A 19,092-nucleotide genomic window follows, 5' to 3' on the forward strand; every position below is an offset into this window, starting at 1 on the left:
GTTATGCTTCCTCGGCCAGCCGGATCGCGGGTCGCGGCAAGCGGTCGATTATCAACTGAGCGAGCGCTCCCAGGCAGAAGAGCATGACCGGTCCTTGCACATAGGCTCCGCCGTACTCGATGTTTCCGAAGAACTCTTCGCCAAAATCTTCCTCATCATCGTGATAGAATTTCAGCGAACCGTCGGCCCAGATAACCAGCCAATTCGGCTGCTTCATCCCGGAGATCCCGGCATAGCTTTCGGCTGCCCTTATCATCACCTCTTGGGTGCGAACCATCATGAGCATTTCGTCTTTGAAGTCAGGGCCGAGATGTTCCTTGAGGTGCATAACCTCGGCTTCTGGAAGCTCGCCGACTTCTTTTCTGGCCCTTGCGTGAACTTCTGGCGCAAATGCCTTCTTGCTCCAGATCGCACTTTGAAAAATCGCCTGGGCGGCGTGACCGGCATAGGCCTTGGCGGCGTCTGGGGTCATGCCCCGCGAGACCAACATCTCCATCGCGAACATCAAGAGCAGGTCACGCAAGTTGTAACGCGCGTGTCCCACAGGCTTGGGAAGATAGTTTGCGCGTCGCCAGTTGCGAACCGTCGCCTGCTTGACCGCCGTGATCGCCTCGGCCTCGCTCGGGGTATATGTTTCCAATTCCAGTTTCATCGGCCACACCTCATTTCGTGTAGTGCTACGCGAAGGTGAAGTCTACGTCAAGACATTTCGCGTAGCGCTACACATTTTGGCGGGCTTATCTTTTGCCGTTCAGACTGCCCCCGCTTTGAACTCACAGAACAGACACTTGCCTATCATCGAATGTTTGGCGAACTCCGCCAAAAAGCCTACCTCGATCCCGGATCGTTCCTGGCCAGCACGCAGCATGTCAAACACGGCCCAATTGAAGATTGCGGAGTAATTATGCTCGAGCATGTGACTCATGGCGAGGTGGGCGAAGTGGGAACCGGTATCGCAATCGGCCATGTAGTCACCAGAGGGTTCTACCGACCAGAAGATGCGAGGCGGTAGACCGGCCTGGCGCTCGGCGCGCGTAGTGTCGCGCACAAACGGTAGAGACAGGATCGGGTCAAGCTCGGCGGAAGCTTCCGGTCCGGCGAAGATCGGCGCGGGCAGTGTCAGAGCTGCGCCGGTGGCTGGAATTGCGGCAAGTACCGCGCGGCGGGTCACTTGGTTGTTCATGGTATCAGTCTCACAGTTTGGCTTGTCACGGCCGTGCCAGTGGCGGACTGGCGCCGGGGTGTTGACAACCTCCTGTGAGAGAGGCCGAACGTATTTCCGCAAGCGGTCTTGTATTTCGTTCGCACCCCGACATAATCCGTCGGCATACGAACCGCCGCCAAGCGGGTTCGTCATTCGACCGCCCTACGCGCCAACGTAGGAGCCTCGATCAGGTGATGCGGTCTATCACAGTCCGGGTTGTCACGCCCACGGACACCTTTCACGAAAATGGATTTTGGTTCAAGCTCTACTTGGAGTTAGAAAACGGGAACGCTTGGAGTGAGGCTATGGACCAGGACTACTTTGAAGATCGAATCGCGGGCCTTGAAGCCGAATTGTCAGAACTCAAAGATTTGACGATAAACATGGGTCGGGCACTAGCCGTTGCCTTGGGTGAAGTTGCTGAATCGAGTGGCGGTCATTCGTTCATGGGAGTCGGTGTCGAGCCTCATGAGGTCGGATTTAAGGATATCCAAGCTGTGCACGAAGCATTCAGAAGGGGCCAAGCGATTGGAAGGGCTTATAAAGATCAGTAGGCAGGCCAGCGTCTTGCATGGCCTGCCCCACCGCTCACCGGCCCTGTAAGGTTAGGCCGCACGGCTGCCGGTGTTTTCCCACTACCGGCTAACGGGGGTGCTTAAGCTGGCATAAACAGCAAAGGCGCACCCTGCCTATCTCTCCCAATCCACCATGCGCATAGCCCCGGACACGTCGGCCGGGGCTATGTCGGCGGCTTTCGCCTCGGCCATCGTCTTGATGATCGCAGACAGCGCCCTCGCGCGTCCGCCAGCGTCGAAGGCTTGCAAGGGCCGGATCGTGTCAATCGTCACCTCGGTCCCGAGCTTGGCCGTCGCCTCATCCGCCAACAACGCGGCGATGGGTTGCAGCGTCCAGATTGCGAGCTGGCGTTGCGCCTCGCGGATCACGGGGCCGGTGGCCGCGCGGTTGAAAAATGACGGCAGGACACCATAGGCCATGCCGATTCCCTCGCGCGCCGCCGCCAGTGTCTCGTCAGTCATGCTCTTGGACAGGTCCGGCGAGAGCTGATCCGGCTTCTGGCCAATGGTCGGGTTCATGCCCGCCGCCGTCGCCTGGGCCACGCCCTCGATCACCAGCGTGGAGCCGCGCCGCCCCCGGAAGGCCCCGCGCATCGAGGCCATGTCATCGGCCCCGGTGTCCGGCAAGGGCACGATCTGCGAGCCGAGCGGAGCATTCTCGAACGTCTCCGCAAGCGCCGCCTCGACCGCGTGGAGCATCCCGCCCGTGAGGCTGGACCGGCGCAGCGGGGCGGTGCCGATCCACGGCGTCAGGTTGTCCGAGCCGATCCGCAGGTGCAGCACCTCGGCCGCAAGGGCCGTGACAGTGCGCCCGCCGCCCGCCTCGGGGATGGACAGGCGATAGGCGCGGGGCTTGCCGTCGCGGGTGGTCACGTCCCAATCCGTGGCCGGGACAAGCCCCAGCTCGGTGATCAGTAACACCGCCTCGCCGTTCAGCGCGGCCGCGCGCGCAATCATCGCCATCGTCTGCCGGGTCAGCAGGTCGGTGCCGGTCACGTCCGCCATTGCGAACCCGCCTTCCCAAAGGCTGACGCAGCTCTGCACCGTCGCCGTCAGCTCGGCCACGCCGCGCCGCCCGCTGATGAAGCTGTCCCGTGCCGCCATGACCTGGGCCGTGTAGCCCGATCCGCTCGACCGGGCCTCGATCGGGCGCAGCTTGTTCATGAGCCATCCGAGCATGATCACCTCCACCGGACTGCGGCGGGGCGGTGCGCCAGACGCTTGGCCACCTCGCCGATGGGTTGCCAGTTCCGGGCCTCGATCTGGGCTTGCGGATAAGCGGGTTTCGTGACGGCGCTGATCTCGATCAGGTCAGCCGCCTTGATGGTCCGCAGGATCGCCGTGCCGCGTTCCTCGACCGTCTCGCCGCCTGGCCGGACGCGGAAGCCGGGGGACAAGCCCCGCACCAGCCCGGCCGCATGGGCCGAGAGGAAGTCCCGGACATAGCTGACCTGGCCCATGTCGGCGCTGATCGTCGCCTCAACGGTCAGCGCGTCATCGGTTTCGGTCAGGGTCAGAGTGCCGGCCGAACGTGAGGCCAGCGGCTTGTTGAAGTCATGGCCGGACAGGAAATGCACGTCCTCGCCGCGCTCGATCCGATCCGCGAAGGCACGGGCTGCGATCACCTCACGACGCTCACGGCCCATGCCCACGCGCTCGGCCAGCACGGTTTCCCGGCCGTAGGGGAAAGTTGCCCGAAGGCGGATTTCTCCGCCCTCGGTGCGCAGCTCAAGGCTGCCGACATGAGCGCCCCAGAGCATTACGCCCCCGCTTCCAGTTCGAGGCCGGTCAGCAGTTGGAGCTGGGCCGGGCGCGCCACGGTCACGTCCATGGTGGCAAGCGCGGTGATCCGCAGCCCACCGGACTGTGCATCGCTGTAGGGGTCGCGGATCATGTCCACCGCGCCCCAGGCACCGATGAAGATTGGGGCCACGCCGCCCGCCGCGGTGGTCAGCAGTGCCTGGGTGGCCAGAGGATCGCCGGACGGCGCGGCAAGCGCATTGTTCGTCATGGCGATGTTAGCCGTGGGAAGGTTCTTCACCATGCGGTCCCATTGGGACACCGCCGTGCCGTCGATCAGCGCACCGTCCAGGAAGTCCCACAGCTCGGGACGGATCATCGCCCGCACCGCGTCCGGGGAGGCGGCGGCGTTCGCGGTCATGAACCGGGTGACGGCCGAGCGGAACGCCCCCCAGCTCGCCAGCGCGGTCACGGCCGTGGACGTGATGCCGTAGATCGCTGCGCCCGCGATGACGCCGAGTGGCTGGCCGTTGGCCCCCGTGCCTAGGAACGCCGCCTGATCCATCGCCGCGCCCATGGCCCCGCTCATGTCGCGCCGCACCGCCTGTTCCAGCGCCGCACCGGACTGCTTGAGCGTCTTGCGGGTGATCCGCATCTGAATGCCGAGGTTGTGATCCGGCGACATGGCACGGTCGGTCGTGGCATAGGTGGTCGGCCCGGCCACGTTCGCCGTCTCGCCGTCCGCCCAGCCCGCCGTGACGGCCGAGGTGGTCACCGGCCACTCCAACGCGCCCGCGTCGATGCTGATCATCTGCGCCCCCATGCGCGCCGCCACGCTGTCCGGGAACAGCCGGTCGATGATGGGGCGCGTCTGGATCGGGTTCGGGGTGCCGCTGGCGACGGTCTCACCAGCCCGGACTTCCAGCGCCTGCCACGGCACGGGAATGCCCCGGAAGCCGCCCGCGCTGCGCAGCTCGGACACGATCTCGGCCGTCTGGCCGTCCAGTTGCCGCCCCTCATCGAGGGCCAGCGCCACCTGGCGCAGCTCGAACCCGGCCATCAGCTCGGCCCATTCCTGCGCGGAGCGGGTTTCCAGCTCGCTGCCCGCGTCCCGGCGCTCGGTATCTTCCGCAATCAGGGCGGCGCGATACCGGGTTTCGTTGGCGCGGTATTCCTGATCCAGCGTTTCCATCTGGCGGATTTCGTCTTCGGACGGGGTTTCCTTGCCTGCCAGCTCGGCGAGGTTCTGGCGGATTTCGCTTTGCCGCCGTGCGATCTTCACAGATTCGAGCATTGTTTGTTTCCTTTCTGCTCAACAGGGGTGTCGGGCCGCTCAAGCGACTCGACCATGTTCCGCCAATCCTGGCGGTCCTTTCGGGGCGGGGGATGCCCGCACTCGATCCGGGTTTTTCGGCTGTGGCAGCCTGGGCAAAGCGCCTGAAGGTTGCCGGGGTCATAGGACAGCTCGGGATGCGTTCTGACCGGCTTGATGTGGTCGACCTCGAGGCGGCCGCCGCAGCCGCAGGACCGGCAGCGGTAACGGTCCCGCTCAAGGATTTCCGCGCGCAGCGCCTTCCACCGCTTGGTGCGGGTGACGTGGCGGGAATGCCGCTGATGTTCCTTGCGAACGCTCACGGTACGTCCCTCGCGTACGCCGTGATTTCGAGGAAGGCGCGCGTGTCCGGCACTTCCTTGATTCCGTCGATCTCGTAGACGACGCCCTCGTGCACGATCCTGTCGAAGCGAGTGATGCTGCGGCCGGAAGCGGTTGCCCGGATGACAAACCTTGTCACCAGCTTGTTGTCCCATCGCCCCGCCATCATGCGCTCAGAGTCGGACACGTCGCGCCGGCGCGCGAAGATCGGAGCGCCCAGGTCACTCCAATCGTCCTCGAAGCCGCCTTGGCCGTCCGGGGTCTGCGTGGTCCGCTGAATTTGGATGCGGCGGTTGAGGTTTCCGGCGTTTAGAACCATGCCATCCTCGCTTTCGTTTTGGGTTGAGCCGCCACGCGCGCGCCTTGGGCGACGGCGAGGACAGACGCGGCAGCCGCGTCGATCCGGCCAGTCGAACGGGCCTTGGCAAGCTTGAGGTTGTTCGCGGGGTCGCGCAGGCAGACCGCATCCGAGAAGGCCGAGCGCAGCAGCAGAGACGGCTTCGCCTTCACCTGGCCGTCGAAGGCGGCGCGGCGGAAACGTTCGCAATCCTCGCCGCCGTCGCGGAAGCCCTGCCCGCGCCAGACGATGGGCGCTCGGATACCTGCCCGGTTCATCGCCTCGCCCAGCTCTGCCTGCTTGTAGCGGTCGGCCGTGATCGCAGTGACGTGCTGGCCCTCGACATGGCGCATCACCTCGGCGAGCCACGGGGCAACAGGCACCGTCTTGTCGCCCAGCACCGTCAGCTCGCCCCGCTCGTGCATCTCGACATAGCGCCCGGCCACGCCGTCCGCCTGGCCCCGGTCCAACAGGTTCGGCGCGGAGGGGAAGGTGCCCACGCATTCGAGCCTCCCCGTCTCGGGCCAGTAGAACGCCGCTGCCGTCATCGAGGCCGAGCCGCCCAGGTCGATCCCGATCACGACCCCGCCTTGGCGTGGCGGGAGCGCGTCGGTCTCGCAATGCTGCCATTCGTCGGGCGTAATCAGCATGTCACGGGTTTCGCCGGAAATGCGCTCATTGCGGTTGTAGAGCCGGAAGCTCGTGAGGCTGGAACCGCCCCGCGCGATAGCGCGCTTCGCCTGGGCTTCCAGCCAGTCCAGAGAGCTGCCAATGCCGTGAGGTGCGCCGGGGTTGGCGATCAGCAGGCTTTCGGCGTCATCCGCTGGCAAACCCGGTGCGGGTCGATGCTCCTGCACGTAAGTGCCCGGAACTGGATCATCTATCCAGCGGGAGAAGGGATGCGTGTCGTCGCTGGCCGAGGTACTGATCAGGAACGCCCTGCCCCCGCGTTTGCCGAGGCCGGACAGCAAGGCGTGTTCCAGCTCGTCGCCGCGATCCAGCGGCCAGTGGCCGCGCTCGTCCAGGATTGCCATCGTCGGCGCGCCGCCCAGGGCGGATTTCGCGTCGGCAGCGATGACGCGCAAGACGTGCCCGCCCCCGTCGCCCTCAAACTCGATTTCGAGGCGCGGCGCGCGGCGGTAGATCAGGCGGTGCCGGACTTCGAGCGGCAGGGTGGCAGCGAACCCGGCCACGAAATCCCAGACGATGCGCCCCTGATCACGGGTCCGGGCCGCTGCGACGATCTCGCGCCGGGGCTGCCGATCCCAGACTCCGAGCAAGCCGCCCAGGGCCAGCCCCGCCGTGATCGCAGACTTGCCGTTGCCACGACCGATGCTGAGAATGGCGTTCGCCGTATCCGGTGCCATCGCACCTTCGATGAAGCGGCGCTGGAAAGGTGCGAGAGTGACCGGCTTTCCGGCGTTCGGCCCCTCGGGAATGCTCAAGCCATGCATGAACTGCAAAGCTCGCTCGGCCGGGGGCGTCTCATCGTCGGGCGCGAAAAGAGAAAATTCCCATCCACGGTTCCCCGGATCGGTCGAAGACGCGGCATTGGGACCAAGGCCAAAAAGGTCGGCTTGCTCGTCGGTCGAGCGCATTGGCGCGGGAGGCAGCATCGTGCCGTCAGCTCTGCGCCAAGCCCGCTCTCTCTTTGCTGTCTCCGCCATCGCCATGTCCTCGCGCGTCTCTCTCATCTCTCTGTCTCGCCCCTTCCTTTGAGTGAGGGAGGGAGCGAAGGGCATAGGACGACTGCCCACAGCGCGCGGCTGTGGCAGTCCCTATGCCCCGTCGGCTGTGTCCGCCTTCCTCGTCGGTCGGTCGGTCGCTTCTGGGCCCGTCCGGTCATGCGCTCCTGCCGGTCGGTCGGTTGCTGCTTGCGACACCGTGAGCGCGGTGCCGGGGATCGGGCCTCAACCTTGCGGACTGCCCTTTGCCTGTGATCCCGCCCGTGGTAGGCTGACCGATGTGGAGCCACCGTTGCTAACCCGTTCCACCACGTCGGCCCTGCGTCTGGGGTGGCGCGCAGGGTCGCCCTCACCTCACCTTTCGATCAGCTCGACTTCTGGTTCTGGCGCGGTGCCCAGCTCGGACACCAGCCGCCGCATGATCTGCTCTTGCTTGGCAGAAGGTCGCCACGATGGGCGCTTGCCATGCCGGGCAATGGACTTGACGAACTGTGCCAGCCATGGGTCGGAGCCGTCCGCCATCACACGCCGCATGACGATGGGCCAGTGAAAGGTCAGCATCACGTCCAGCTCGGGCGCAGTCATGCCTGCACCCCGCGATACCTGGCCCCGATCCGCGCCATGTGCGGCGACGTGGTCAGGGACTTGGCGTCCATCGGGGACCGGCCGTCATAGTGCAGCGCGGCCTGATCCATGAGGGCTTGTGCGAGGTCTGGCGGCACGTCCTCCGCCGCGTCCCCGAACCCGGCCTGATACTCGATTGTCATCCGGCTTTGTGTCAGGTCGTGATAGCTGGCCAACCAGCGGACGTAGGGTCGGTTGCCGCCCACGAATTCGAAGTCGGTGAAGGCCGCGCCGTCGATGGTGACGGTCGGAAGGTCGTCATCTGCCACGGGACCGATAGGCAGGCGCAGTCCGCTTTCCCGGCAGGGGTCGAAGATCGTCACGCGGATCGTCTGGGTGAGCAGTGCGATCTGGGCGAATTGCTCAATCTCTGCGGCGGCCGTCAGACCGATGTTCTGCACCGCCGTATCTTCGGCGTCGTCAAAAACCCGAAGGTGCAGCTTTAGGTCATCGAGGATGAAGGGCAGAGACGCATCGCCCGCAGTCCGTTGAACAAGCATCTTCATACTGCGATCTCCACTTCCGAGATATGGTTGCGGAACGCCATCTGCTCTCGCAAAGGCAGGGCCTCATAGGCTGCCAATGCATACGCCTTGCGCTCTGTCAGCGAGGCGAACGAAGCCCAGCAGCGCGCATCGTCCATCGGATTGAGGAAGGTCGGCAGGGGATAATCAGCGAAGCTCAGGACAGCTTCGGCGACGTGCTCGGCCTGTTCCGGGGTATCCAGCGCCCGAAGGGCCGCCCACGCCAATGCGGCGCGTTCTTTCACGGTCAGGCGCGCCGTTGACACGGTGGCGAACCCGGCCCAGGCGTCAGCATCGCCGAGGGTTAGGGTGTAGCCGATCATGCGCGACATGCGCTTGTGTTCCGGCTTCATGAACCGGCCGAGGCCGGCCCCGCCTTTTCGGTTTACAGGCGGCGCGTAACCGTTTGATTTCTGGACACCCTCAAAGGGGGGGCGTTTACAGCTTTGTGCAGCGTTCTCAGAGGAGTCCGAAGGATTGCAAATCCGTGTACACCGGTTCGATTCCGGTACTCGCCTCCACAAAATTCCAATGATATATCCGCCAATCCAACCGCCTCGGCGGACAGCATTCCGGCGCGACTTACAGCTTCCGCCTTTTTCATCTCCTTGCGTGACAGCCCAGCAGGGCCCGGATAAGGTCCTGGAATGGCGGACGGTCCCTGGACGGATGAAGAAAACGATCTGATCGTGGCGGATTATTTCGCCATGCTCGCCGATGATCTTTCCGATCGCCGATATGTGAAGGCAGAGCACAATCGCGCCCTTCAAGGACAGATCGGTCGATCTAAGGGCTCGATCGAGTTCAAGCACGCGAACATCTCGGCCCTGATGCCCGCCTTCGGTCAACCGATCCTTACCGGCTATCTTCCGCGATACAACGTCCAGATGGCGCTGGCTGAGGCCGTGAACCGGTGGCTGATCGCAAATCCGGAATGGGTGGAACGGCTTCCCAAGGCCGCAACCCCAGGCATGGGCTACGTCAACGACCGACTCTACCTCGATACGCCGCCCACGATGCGCAACACCCCTCCCCCTGAAGAGGCCGAGCAGATGCGCACAATCGCGCGGCACTTCGATGTTGCAGCGCAACAGGAGCGCAATCGCGCCCTCGGACGGCTTGGTGAAGAACGCGCCCTTGCCCATGAGCGCGCGACACTCAGGGATGCCGGACGTGATGATCTGGCCCGAAAGGTCATTTGGGTCAGTGAGGACATAGGCGACGGAGCGGGATACGACATCTCCAGCTTCACGCCGGACGGCACTCCACGCCAGCTGGAGGTGAAAACGACGAATGGCTGGGACCGCACGCCATTTCACATATCTCAGAACGAATTGCGTGTTGCTGAAGAAAACCGGGATACCTGGCATCTCTTCAGGATCTACAACAACGCGCGGGAGCCGAGGGCCTTCGAACTCCGCCCGCCGCTCGACCGCCACGTCACCCTGACACCGACGAGTTTTCAGGCAAGATTCGACTGACCTGAAGGGCAACTTTTTCGGCCAGCTGCTCTTATTCGCGACAATGTCCGTCCGGGTTCAGACATCCTGTCGGGTGTTACACAAAAAACTCAACCTCTCATTGAATCATAATTGAATTCAAAATGTTGAGGCACGTTTTTCATGACGCCTACTTCTTGCAGGCGCTGGACCGCGCGCGAGTGGGCCATGCGGGCGTAGGAATGTGGCTTAAGAATTTGAAAAACCATGTAAAATTAGCTTTTCCCCCTTTTTCTCCCGGGCAGTTCACTGAAGAGCCTAGAGTCAAAAAACCTCTGTGGACGAGCCTTGAAGAATTCTCGCTCGAGATTGTAATATGGCAATTCAGAAGACCGTTCCGGGGCTAATTCCCCCAGATTGATCGCATTTCGACAATCATAACAGGCTATCCCAAGACGAAATCTTGTGGACAAACAGGTCGCCAGCGCCCCCGTCTGCCGGGCTTATGCGAGGCGGAGCGCCTGAGAGGGAAGCGCGTGCGTCGAGCTCAGTGGCTGTGTTGTGCGCGGATGTAATCCATTACCGCGGGGCGCACGGACATGTCGCCCCGTTCGCGCGCCTGTTCGATGATCTCGCGCACCTCGTCGAGGTTGCAGCGCCGGATCAGGCTCTTGACCGGGCCGATCGATGCCGGTCGCATGGACAGGGTGCGCAACCCGATCGCGCCAAAGCACAGCGCCTCGACCGGGCGGCCGGCGTCTTCCCCGCAGAAGGAAACGGCGGTGCCGGTCTCTTCACATCTTTCGACGATCCCCTGCAGGAAGTTCAGGAAACTCAGGTTCAGCGTGTCGTACCTGCGGCGGACCAGCTCGTTCTCGCGGTCCGCGGCAAAGAAGAATTGCTTGAGGTCGTTGCCGCCGATCGACACGAATTCCACCTCCTCGAAGAACTTCTTCGGGGCGAAGGCGAGGCTCGGGGTTTCCAGCATGGCGCCCACCTCGATCCGGGACGGCAGGACGTGACCCAGCCGTTCTTCCCGGGCCAGAGTCTTGTCCATCTCGGCACGGGCCGCACGGAATTCCTCGAACTGCGCGACAAAGGGGAACATCACCGCCAGAGGGCGCCCGTTCGCGGCACGGATCAGCGCCTGCAACTGCATCCGCATCACGCCCGGCTTGTCCAGCCCCACCCGGATCGCGCGCCATCCCAGGGCCGGGTTGGGCTCGTCGGTCGGCTTCATGTAGGGCAGGACCTTGTCCGATCCGATGTCGAGCGTGCGAAAGACCACCCGCTTGCCATGTGCCGCGTCCAGCACCCGGGAGTAAAGCGCCGCAAGCTCCATCCGTCGGGGCATCTGGTTGCGCACCAGAAACTGCAATTCGGTGCGGAACAGGCCAACGCCCTCGGCCCCCGAAGACGTCAGCGACGGCAAATCGGCCATCAGCCCCGCGTTCATGTGCAAGGAGATGACGGAACCGCATTTCGCCTGCGCAGGCAGGTCGAGGATGGAGGCATATCTCTCCTGCGCCGCCGCCTGCATGGCGATCTTGTCCCGAAAGGCCGAGGCCACGCTTTCGTCCGGGCGGAGGTGCACGATCCCCTGCTCACCGTCCACCATGATGTGATCGCCGTTCAGCGCGTCGTTGGTGATCCGGTTCGCGTGCACCACCAGCGGAATCGCCAGCGCGCGCGCCACGATCGCGGCATGCGAGCCGACGGAACCGTTTTCCAGCACGATCCCCCGCAGGGATCGGCCGTAGTCCAGCAGTTCGCCGGGGCCGATGTTGCGCGCCACCAGTATCGGGTCCGGCGGCATTTCGGCGCCGGTGTTGTTCCCCTGCCCCGTCAGGATGCGCAGCAGCCGGTTCGACAGGTCATCCAGATCGCTGAGACGCTCGCGGAGGTAGGCATCGGTGGATTGGCCCATGCGGGCGCGCGCCAGCGACTGTTCCTTTTCCACTGCCGCTTCGGCGGACAGGCCGCTCTGGATGTCCTCGCACATGCGACGCATCCAGCCCTTGGAATTGGCGAACATCCTGTAGGCTTCGAGAACCTGCGCCTGATCCTTGTCTCCCCCGGCCATGGCCAGCATCTGGTCCACGCCGACCCGCAATTGCTCGACAGCGTCGTTCAGCCGCTGTTCCTCGAGCACGGGATCGTCGGCGATGGGGTTCGACACGACCACCCGCGGCTCGTGGAGCCAGACATGGCCCTCGGCAACCCCTTCCTGTCCCACCGTGCCGCGCAGCAGCACCGGCTGGGAATGCCGCGCCGACATCGCCGCACCTTCGCCCACGAAGGCACCGAGTTCGGTCATCTCGGCCAGCACCATGGCGACCACCTCGAGAGCGTAGACCTCGTCGGATGAGAATTCGCGCGCCACCTTGGATTGCACGACCAGCACGCCGAGTGTCTCTCCCAGACGCTGGATCGGCACGCCGAGAAAGCTGGAGTATATCTCTTCGCCGGTTTCCGGCATGAAGCGGAAACCCGGCGCCTGCGGCGCATCGGGTGTGTTGATGATGCGCTTGCGCTTGGCCACGCGGCCCACCAGACCCTCGCCCATGCGCATGCGCGTCTCGTGCACCGCCTCGGGTTTCAGGCCTTCGGTCGCGCAGAGTTCGAGCGTGTCCTCGTCACGGAAAAGGTAGATGGAGCACACCTCGCAGCCCATCGAGGTCGCGATGAGGTGGGTGATCTTGTTGAGCCGCGCCTGCCCGGCGTCGTCCGACGCCATGGCATCGCGCAGACGCCCAAGCAGCTTGCGGCTTTCGGTTTCAAAACGCTCTGCCATCGCCGTGCGCCCCCTGTTCCTTCTTCGGCTTAGAGCATACGCGACGGAAAACGGAAAGTGCCTGACTGTCCACCATGACGTGTATCCCGGTCGGGATCGGGCGTTCGGCGGGGGCGCCTGCCCAATTTCAGGGCAGGTCTCCCGGCCTCTCAGGCCGCCTTGTCCAGCTCAAAGGCGTCGTGCAGGGCCTGTACCGCAAGTTCCATGTACTTGCGGTCGATCAGGACCGAGATCTTGATTTCGGACGTCGTGATGACCTTGATGTTGATGCCTTCGTCGCGCAGCACCTGGAACATCTTGGCGGCGACGCCGGTGTGGCTGCGCATGCCGATGCCGACGACCGACACCTTGGCGACGTCCTCGTCCGCGATCAGTTCCTGAAAGTTGATGGTGCCACTTTCCTTCGCGGCGGAAATCGCCCGTTCGGCCCGTTTCACCTGGTCCACGGGGCACGACCAGGTCATGTCGGTGCGTCCTTCCTCGGCGATGTTCTGGACGATCATGTCCACGTTGACCCCCGCGTCGCTGAGCGCGGTGAAGATCGACGCCGCGATGCCTGGCCGGTCCGCGACCGACACCATCGTCATCTTGGCCTCGTCGCGTGAAAAGGCGACACCGGCGACCACATTGCTTTCCATGATTTCCTCCTCATCGCAGACGAGCGTCCCCGCGTCGTCGGATTGTTCCTCGAAGCTCGACAGCACGCGCAGCTTGACCTTGTAGCGCATGGCCAGTTCCACCGACCGGGTCTGCAGGACCTTGGCCCCCAGGCTGGCGAGTTCCAGCATTTCCTCGAAGGCGATGCGGTCGAGCTTGCGCGCCTTGGAGGACACCCTCGGGTCGGTGGTGTAGACGCCATCGACGTCCGTGTAGATATCGCAGCGCTCGGCCTCGAAGGCGGCGGCGAAGGCCACGGCGGTGGTGTCCGAGCCGCCCCTGCCCAGCGTCGTGATCCGTCCCTCGGGGCTGACACCCTGAAATCCCGCGACCACTGCGACCTGCATGCCTTCGGCGAACTTGGCGCGGATGTTCTCGGGGGGAATTTCCTCTATCCGGGCGGCGGAATGGGCCGACGTCGTGCGGACCGGCACCTGCCAGCCCTGCCAGGACCGTGCGGGGATGTCCATTTCCTGCAGGGTCAGCGCCATGAGACCGGCGGTGACGTTCTCGCCACTGGACACCACGGCGTCATATTCCCGCGCGTCGTAGAGCGGCGATGTCTCGTTCACCCAGCCCACGAGCTCGTTGGTCTTCCCCGACATGGCCGACACGATGACGATGACATCGTATCCCTTGGCCACCTCGACGCCGACCCGCTTGGCCGCGCGCCGGATCCGGTCCAGCGTGGCCACCGATGTGCCGCCGAATTTCATCACCAAAACAGGCATAATACCCCCGCCCTTCAATCCCGGCGGGGTTTACCCGCGGGCGCGGCACTCCGCAAGACTGCGCCGTACCCCGGCGATCCAAAAAGATGCGGGCCACGGGGCGTCAGAACGGGTGGGCGCGCCCGTCCCAGGTTTCGAAACAGCCGGTCGTGTCGAGACTGAGGGCGGCAAAACGTGCGGCCAGCCCCTCGACGGCCTCGGCGGTGGTGATCTCCGCCGCGGCGCCGCCCATGTCGGTCTGAACCCAGCCGGGATGGTAGATGCCGACGGCGATGTTCTCCCGCGCCAGATCGGAGGCGAGATTGCGGCCGAGGTTCACCGCGGCGGCCTTGGACGCCCGGTAGATATAGCTCCCACCGGGCGCACGCGTGGAAGACCCCATCTGCGAGGCGATGATCGCCACCTTGGCCGCCCCTGCCCGCCGCAAATGCGGCAGCAGCGCCTGCACGGTCAGGAAAACGCCCGTGACGTTCGTGGCAAAGGTCTGGGCCCAGAGGTCAGCGCCATAGCCCGTCTCGAGGTCGGCGCCCTTGTCGAGATAGACGCCGGCGTTGCAGATCAGCAGATCGATGGCACGGTCGCCCAGAACATCCGCCATTTCAGCATGGCTTTGCGGGCGGGTGACGTCGAGCTGTAACTGGGCCGATACCGACCGGCCGGTGCCGATCACGTCCTCGCCCTTGTCGCGGTAGTGCGCATGGAGGGCCGCGCCGATGCCACGGCTGGCACCTGTTATCAGGATGGTCATTCGAATGCCTTTCAGCTGAGGTTCCGTTTAGGTCTGAACGGCAAGGGAACGAGCGGCACGCCGTCTTCGAGCAGGCTGCGCGCCTGATCCAGCCGCGCCTCGCCATAGATCGATCGCGCGGGCTTCTCGCCCAGATGCATCGCGCGGGCCTCGCGGGCGAAGCGATCTCCGACGTAGTCGGAATTCTCCTCCACCTTCCGGCGCAGTTCCGCGAGCGCCTGATGCACCTCCGACGACGGATGGCTGAGCACCCCTGTCGGCGCGTCGGCGGCGCCCGCGTCCCCCTTGGCGATCCGCGGCGCCATGACCGCCTTGGCCACCTTCCGCGAACCGCATTCAGCGCAGGTGATCTGTCGCGCGTCCGCCAGCTTGTCGAACGCGGCAGCCGACTGGAACCAGCTGTCGAAACTGTGGCCTGCCTCGCATTTCAAGGTATAGCTGATCATCGGTGCGATGGATTTCCTTGGGTGGGGTCGTATTTGAAATGGGTCCGCGGGGCAGATGGGTCAAGAAACAACTTTCAGCCCGGACGCGACACGTGGGTCGAAATCGAGGATCAGCCGCGCCAGTTCAGGCTCGCTGACCTGCCGGGCCGCTTTCTTGCGCGACATCCATTTCCGGCGCCGCTGCTCGCTCTCGGGATATTGCGAGGACAGGGATTTCACCAGCACGGGATAGAGCATCGCGAGGCAGGGCACATCGCTGTCCGCACCGATTTCCTTGGCATAGGTGTACACGCCGAGGCACCGGTCCTCCGCAGATCCGATCACGCCCGCTTCCTCCCATGCTTCCTGCAGCGCGGCCGCTGCCGGTGTGCGCGCATCCATCGGCCAGCCTTTCGGCACGATCCAGCGCTTCGATCCGCGCGACGTCACCAGCAGCACCCGTACCTTGCCGTCCTTCACACGGTAGCACAGCGCGGCGAACTGCGTGCGCATCTCGTGCTTCCGCGCCCCGTGCAGCGAAATGGGCAGTTGCTTGATCGTCTGTACCTTCAATGGGTCCTGCCATCGGGTTGAGCCTCAGGCCGAGTATAGGCCGCCGCGTGGCAAACACCACCTACAATAGGAGGACTTGTACGATTCGAAGCCATCGCGGATAGTGCGCCCGATGAAACGGCTGATCTACCTTGTCTGCGTGGCCTTCGCGCTCTCCGGCCCTGCCCTGGCCGACCGGATCAACGTTTTCGGCGCGGCGTCGCTGCGCGGCGTTCTGGAAGACATCGCCGCGCTTTCCACCGACGAGATCGCCCTGTCCTTTGGCGGTTCCGGCACGATGGCACGGCAGGCCGCCGCCGGGGCGCCGGTGGACGTGATCGTGCTGGCCAGCCCGCTGTGGATGGACTGGTTGTCCGAACAGCGCGTTCCCGGCGCGGACAGCGCCGTGGCCGTCGCGCGCAACAGTCTCGTGGTGATCGGCGCACCGGGCGCCGAACCGCTGGGCGGAGCGGAAGACCTGCTGTCCCGGTTGGACGGCCGGCGTCTGGCCATCGGCCAGCGCGACGCGGTCCCGGCCGGCGCCTATGCCCAGGCCTGGCTGCGCGCCGTCGACCAGTGGGAGACGCTGGCGCCCCACCTTGCCGAAACCGACAACGTGCGCGCCGCGCTGGCCCTCGTGGCGCGGGGCGAGGCCCCCCTGGGCGTGGTCTATGCCACCGACGCGGCCGTGGAACCACGGGTTTCCGTGCTCTACCGGGTGGACGATTCGCTTTCCGGGCCGATCGTCTATCCGGCCGCGGCGCTTGGTCCGGCGGGCCGTCCCTTCCTCGACCTGCTGCAGGGGCCGGAAGCGCGCGCCATATTCGCCCGCCATGGGTTCGACGCCCCGTGACGATCGACGCCGCCGCCTGGGATGCGTTGCGGCTGTCGCTATGGGTGGCCTGCTGGGCGACCGTCCTTGCCGTGCCCCTAGCACTCTGGATCGCCTGGCTGCTGGCGCGGCGCGATTTCTGGGGCAAATCGGCGCTGAACGCGCTGGTTCACCTTCCGCTCGTGCTGCCGCCGGTGGTCACGGGCTACCTGCTGCTGATGGCCTTTGGGCGCGCGGGGCCGGTCGGGCGGCTGCTCGACGGGATCGGCCTCACGCTCGCGTTTCACTGGACCGGGGCGGTGCTGGCGGCGATCGTCATGGGCTTTCCGCTGATGGTGCGTGCCATGCGGCTCGCGATCGAGGCGGTCGACCCGAAGATCGAGCAAGCCGCCGCGACGCTGGGCGCCCCCCGTCACGCGATCTTTGCGCGCGTCACCCTGCCGCTGATCCTGCCCGGCATCCTTGCCGGATCGGTCATGGGCTTTGCCAAGGCGATGGGTGAATTCGGGGCCACGATCACCTTTGTCGCCAATATCCCCGGCCAGACCCAGACGCTGCCCAGCGCCATCTGGACCGCCCTGCAGGTGCCGGGCGGCGAAAGCCAGGCGGCGATCATGGTGGTCATGGCCTGCGTGGTGGCCGTGGGCGCCGTTGCCCTGTCCGAAGCCCTGGCCCGGCGCGTGGCGGCCAGGATCGCCGGCGCATGAGCCTCGATCTGCACATCCGTCACCGGTTCGCCGGTTTCGCACTGGATGTCGCCTGCAAGGCCGGGCCGGGCATTACCGCGCTGTTCGGCCGCTCGGGCGCGGGCAAGAGCACGGTGATCAACGCGGTGGCGGGCCTCCTGCGCCCCGATGAAGGGCATGTGGAAGTGGCCGGCGTGCGGCTCTACGATTCGCGGAAGGGCCTGTTTGTCCCACCGGCGGCACGGCGGCTTGGCGTCGTCTTTCAGGACGCGCGGCTTTTCCCGCACATGGACGCGCGCGCGAACCTGTTGTTCGGCGCACGCTATCGGCCGTCCGGCGCGCGCGGTGCGGGCTTTGACGACGTGGTCGGTCTGCTGGGTCTGTCCGAACTTCTGCACCGCGCCCCCGCCACGCTGTCCGGAGGAGAACGGCAGCGCGTGGCGCTTGGGCGCGCGCTGCTGAGCCATCCCCGGATGCTGCTCATGGACGAACCGCTGGCCAGCCTCGACGGGCCGCGCAAGCAGGAAATACTGCCTTATCTCGAACGGCTGCGCGACGGCCCCCTGAAACTGCCGATCCTCTACGTGAGCCACGCGGTCGACGAGGTCGCGCGGCTGGCCGACACGCTCGTCCTGTTGCAGGACGGACAGGTGCGCGCGCAAGGCCCGCTGTTCGATGTCATGGCGGACCCGGCGGCGGTGCCGCTTCTGGGGGTGCGCGAAGCCGGTGCGGTGATCGAGGCCGAGGTGACGGCCCATGCCGACGACGGGCTGTCTACCCTGCGGTTGGACGCCGGGACGGTGGAACTGCCCGGCGTACAGGCAGCGGTGGGCGCGCGTGTGCGGCTGCGGGTGCTGGCGCAGGACGTGATCCTGTCGCGGGACCGCCCCGAAGGGCTGTCGTCTGTCAACGTGCTGCCGGTCATCATCGACAGCGTGCATCCCGGCGACGGGCCGGGTGCGGCCATCGGGTTGCGGGCGGGTGCGGACAGGCTGCTCGCGCGGGTCACGGCGCGCGCGGTGCGCGAAATGCAGCTGGCACCGGGAATGCCCTGCTACGCGATCCTCAAGGCCACCACGGTCGCGCCCGGCAGTATCGGCCGCTAGGTGCGGACCGCGGGGCGCGCCATCCGCGCCTCGAACCGCTTCAGCAGGTCGGCCTGGGGCACATCGGCGTCTATGGCCAGCTTGCGCAGGCCGAAATGCACATGCGCAATTTCCTGATAGTAACTGGTATAGGCGTAATTGGTCGCCGCGCCGGCCACCGCACCGAGCACCGGCACCGTCTGCGCCGCGAGCTTCTGGCCCATCACGATGGCCAACCGGGGCGCGACGCGATGAATGACCGCCTGCATCGCCTTGCCGGTCAGCGTCATCCGCGCCGCGAGAAAGCCAAGGTCGGCCCCGTCATCGCCCGAGAGAGGCCCGGCGGCGGCAAAGACCTGCACGCAGTCGAACTGGACGTTCTCGGCCTCGGGATCGAAACCATGTTCGACCGCAACGCCCTGGATCACCCGCAACAGCAGGGTCGTGGTCACGGGCAATTCGGCCAGCGCCGTGGGCAAACCGCCCGCACCGCCCGCAGCGCCCATGGCGGCGGAAACGGCCTGGTTGAGCCATCCCTTCTGGTCGGGCACCATGCCGCGGCTCGAATGGGCCGCTCGCATCGCCTGCTGCAGGGCACCGATGGTGGCGCGTTCAAGGTTGGCCCGCATCGTCCGGGGCAACCTGTCGAGCAGGTTTTCCGCGCTGCCGCCGATGAGGTTCAGCACGTTCATGCCAAGGCCGTTGGCGGCGCGGTAGCGTTTCGCCAGCCGGTCAAGCTCGGCCTCGACGTCTATTTTCGCGGGCAGGCTGGTTTCGATATCCATGCGCGGTCCTCCACC

22 protein-coding genes are annotated in these 19,092 nt (G+C 65.3%); 5 read left to right on the forward strand and 17 right to left on the reverse strand.

Annotation, left to right across the window (positions count from 1 at the left end; genetic code table 11):
• Window position 1 precedes the first annotated feature (1 nt).
• Together BOO69_RS12685 and BOO69_RS12690 are read right to left on the reverse strand one after the other, a co-directional pair.
• The gene (locus tag BOO69_RS12685) at window positions 2-652 is read right to left on the reverse strand and encodes a MerR family transcriptional regulator (RefSeq protein ID WP_071972492.1); all 651 of its coding nucleotides are present in this window, start codon (window positions 650-652) and stop codon (window positions 2-4) included.
• 99 nt (window positions 653-751) lie between these two features.
• Window positions 752-1,183 carry a hypothetical protein gene (locus BOO69_RS12690; protein ID WP_071972493.1) on the reverse strand — a complete coding sequence of 144 codons (432 nt, stop codon included), beginning with the start codon at window positions 1,181-1,183 and terminating at the stop codon, window positions 752-754.
• A 326-nt stretch (window positions 1,184-1,509) separates the two neighbouring features.
• Here BOO69_RS12690 and BOO69_RS12695 point away from each other — a divergent pair, with 326 nt between their 5' ends.
• Complete coding sequence (locus tag BOO69_RS12695; protein ID WP_156874923.1) at window positions 1,510-1,758, forward strand: hypothetical protein; 249 nt, start codon at window positions 1,510-1,512, stop codon at window positions 1,756-1,758.
• 135 nt (window positions 1,759-1,893) lie between these two features.
• Here the strand turns inward: BOO69_RS12695 and BOO69_RS12700 are convergent, their stop codons facing one another.
• From BOO69_RS12700 to BOO69_RS12740, 9 genes are all read right to left on the reverse strand, one after another.
• Window positions 1,894-2,958, reverse strand: coding sequence for a phage portal protein (locus BOO69_RS12700; protein WP_071973810.1), 1,065 nt, complete (start codon window positions 2,956-2,958; stop codon window positions 1,894-1,896).
• 2 nt (window positions 2,959-2,960) lie between these two features.
• A complete protein-coding gene (locus BOO69_RS12705) occupies window positions 2,961-3,539 on the reverse strand; it encodes an HK97 family phage prohead protease (RefSeq protein ID WP_071972495.1) in 579 nt (192 codons plus the stop codon).
• Complete coding sequence (locus tag BOO69_RS12710; protein WP_071972496.1) at window positions 3,539-4,813, reverse strand: phage major capsid protein; 1,275 nt, start codon at window positions 4,811-4,813, stop codon at window positions 3,539-3,541. The genes BOO69_RS12705 and BOO69_RS12710 overlap by 1 nt, the downstream gene beginning before the upstream one ends.
• Window positions 4,798-5,154 carry an HNH endonuclease gene (locus tag BOO69_RS12715; RefSeq protein ID WP_071972497.1) on the reverse strand — a complete coding sequence of 119 codons (357 nt, stop codon included), beginning with the start codon at window positions 5,152-5,154 and terminating at the stop codon, window positions 4,798-4,800. Before BOO69_RS12715 ends, BOO69_RS12710 begins: the two co-directional genes overlap by 16 nt.
• Window positions 5,151-5,492: a head-tail adaptor protein gene (locus BOO69_RS12720; protein ID WP_071972498.1), complete on the reverse strand. Its 342-nt coding sequence runs from the start codon at window positions 5,490-5,492 to the stop codon at window positions 5,151-5,153. The genes BOO69_RS12715 and BOO69_RS12720 overlap by 4 nt, the downstream gene beginning before the upstream one ends.
• A complete protein-coding gene (locus tag BOO69_RS12725) occupies window positions 5,483-6,964 on the reverse strand; it encodes a terminase TerL endonuclease subunit (RefSeq protein WP_237267455.1) in 1,482 nt (493 codons plus the stop codon). Before BOO69_RS12725 ends, BOO69_RS12720 begins: the two co-directional genes overlap by 10 nt.
• A gap of 585 nt (window positions 6,965-7,549) precedes the next feature.
• The gene (locus BOO69_RS12730) at window positions 7,550-7,780 is read right to left on the reverse strand and encodes a hypothetical protein (RefSeq protein WP_071972499.1); all 231 of its coding nucleotides are present in this window, start codon (window positions 7,778-7,780) and stop codon (window positions 7,550-7,552) included.
• Complete coding sequence (locus BOO69_RS12735; RefSeq protein ID WP_071972500.1) at window positions 7,777-8,325, reverse strand: head-tail connector protein; 549 nt, start codon at window positions 8,323-8,325, stop codon at window positions 7,777-7,779. The genes BOO69_RS12730 and BOO69_RS12735 overlap by 4 nt, the downstream gene beginning before the upstream one ends.
• Entirely contained in the window at window positions 8,322-8,696 is a 375-nt protein-coding gene (locus tag BOO69_RS12740) for a hypothetical protein (protein ID WP_071972501.1), read from the reverse strand. The genes BOO69_RS12735 and BOO69_RS12740 overlap by 4 nt, the downstream gene beginning before the upstream one ends.
• Window positions 8,697-8,990: 294 nt before the next feature.
• Between BOO69_RS12740 and BOO69_RS12745 the strand changes: the two genes are divergently transcribed.
• Complete coding sequence (locus tag BOO69_RS12745) at window positions 8,991-9,824, forward strand: protein NO VEIN domain-containing protein (RefSeq protein ID WP_071972502.1); 834 nt, start codon at window positions 8,991-8,993, stop codon at window positions 9,822-9,824.
• 505 nt (window positions 9,825-10,329) lie between these two features.
• Here the strand turns inward: BOO69_RS12745 and ptsP are convergent.
• The 5 genes from ptsP to BOO69_RS12770 form a co-directional block, all read right to left on the reverse strand.
• Window positions 10,330-12,576, reverse strand: a complete 2,247-nt coding sequence (gene ptsP / locus BOO69_RS12750) for a phosphoenolpyruvate--protein phosphotransferase (protein WP_071972503.1) — start codon at window positions 12,574-12,576, stop codon at window positions 10,330-10,332.
• Between the two features lie 149 nt (window positions 12,577-12,725).
• Entirely contained in the window at window positions 12,726-13,964 is a 1,239-nt protein-coding gene (locus BOO69_RS12755) for an aspartate kinase (RefSeq protein WP_071972504.1), read from the reverse strand.
• A gap of 103 nt (window positions 13,965-14,067) precedes the next feature.
• Window positions 14,068-14,712, reverse strand: coding sequence for an SDR family NAD(P)-dependent oxidoreductase (locus BOO69_RS12760; RefSeq protein ID WP_071972505.1), 645 nt, complete (start codon window positions 14,710-14,712; stop codon window positions 14,068-14,070).
• Window positions 14,713-14,723: 11 nt separating this feature from the next.
• Complete coding sequence (locus BOO69_RS12765; RefSeq protein WP_071972506.1) at window positions 14,724-15,158, reverse strand: DUF1178 family protein; 435 nt, start codon at window positions 15,156-15,158, stop codon at window positions 14,724-14,726.
• Between the two features lie 60 nt (window positions 15,159-15,218).
• Entirely contained in the window at window positions 15,219-15,710 is a 492-nt protein-coding gene (locus tag BOO69_RS12770) for an NUDIX hydrolase (protein WP_418361292.1), read from the reverse strand.
• Between the two features lie 112 nt (window positions 15,711-15,822).
• Here BOO69_RS12770 and modA point away from each other — a divergent pair, with 112 nt between their 5' ends.
• Genes modA through modC form a run of 3 tightly spaced genes read left to right on the forward strand, consistent with a single transcriptional unit; the run spans window position 15,823 to window position 18,313 of the window.
• Entirely contained in the window at window positions 15,823-16,542 is a 720-nt protein-coding gene (modA, locus tag BOO69_RS12775) for a molybdate ABC transporter substrate-binding protein (RefSeq protein WP_071972507.1), read from the forward strand.
• On the forward strand, window positions 16,539-17,228 hold the full coding sequence (gene modB, locus BOO69_RS12780; RefSeq protein WP_071972508.1) for a molybdate ABC transporter permease subunit: 690 nt from the start codon (window positions 16,539-16,541) through the stop codon (window positions 17,226-17,228). The genes modA and modB overlap by 4 nt, the downstream gene beginning before the upstream one ends.
• Window positions 17,225-18,313 carry a molybdenum ABC transporter ATP-binding protein gene (modC, locus tag BOO69_RS12785; protein WP_071972509.1) on the forward strand — a complete coding sequence of 363 codons (1,089 nt, stop codon included), beginning with the start codon at window positions 17,225-17,227 and terminating at the stop codon, window positions 18,311-18,313. Before modB ends, modC begins: the two co-directional genes overlap by 4 nt.
• Here the strand turns inward: modC and BOO69_RS12790 are convergent.
• Window positions 18,310-19,077 (reverse strand): EcsC family protein, encoded by a 768-nt coding sequence (locus BOO69_RS12790; RefSeq protein ID WP_071972510.1) that lies wholly within the window; start codon window positions 19,075-19,077, stop codon window positions 18,310-18,312. The two genes, modC and BOO69_RS12790, sit on opposite strands and share 4 nt — an antisense overlap.
• Window positions 19,078-19,092: the final 15 nt, after the last annotated feature.

It is taken from the genome of Sulfitobacter alexandrii (assembly GCF_001886735.1).
GTDB classification, from domain to species: Bacteria; Pseudomonadota; Alphaproteobacteria; order Rhodobacterales; family Rhodobacteraceae; genus Sulfitobacter; species Sulfitobacter alexandrii.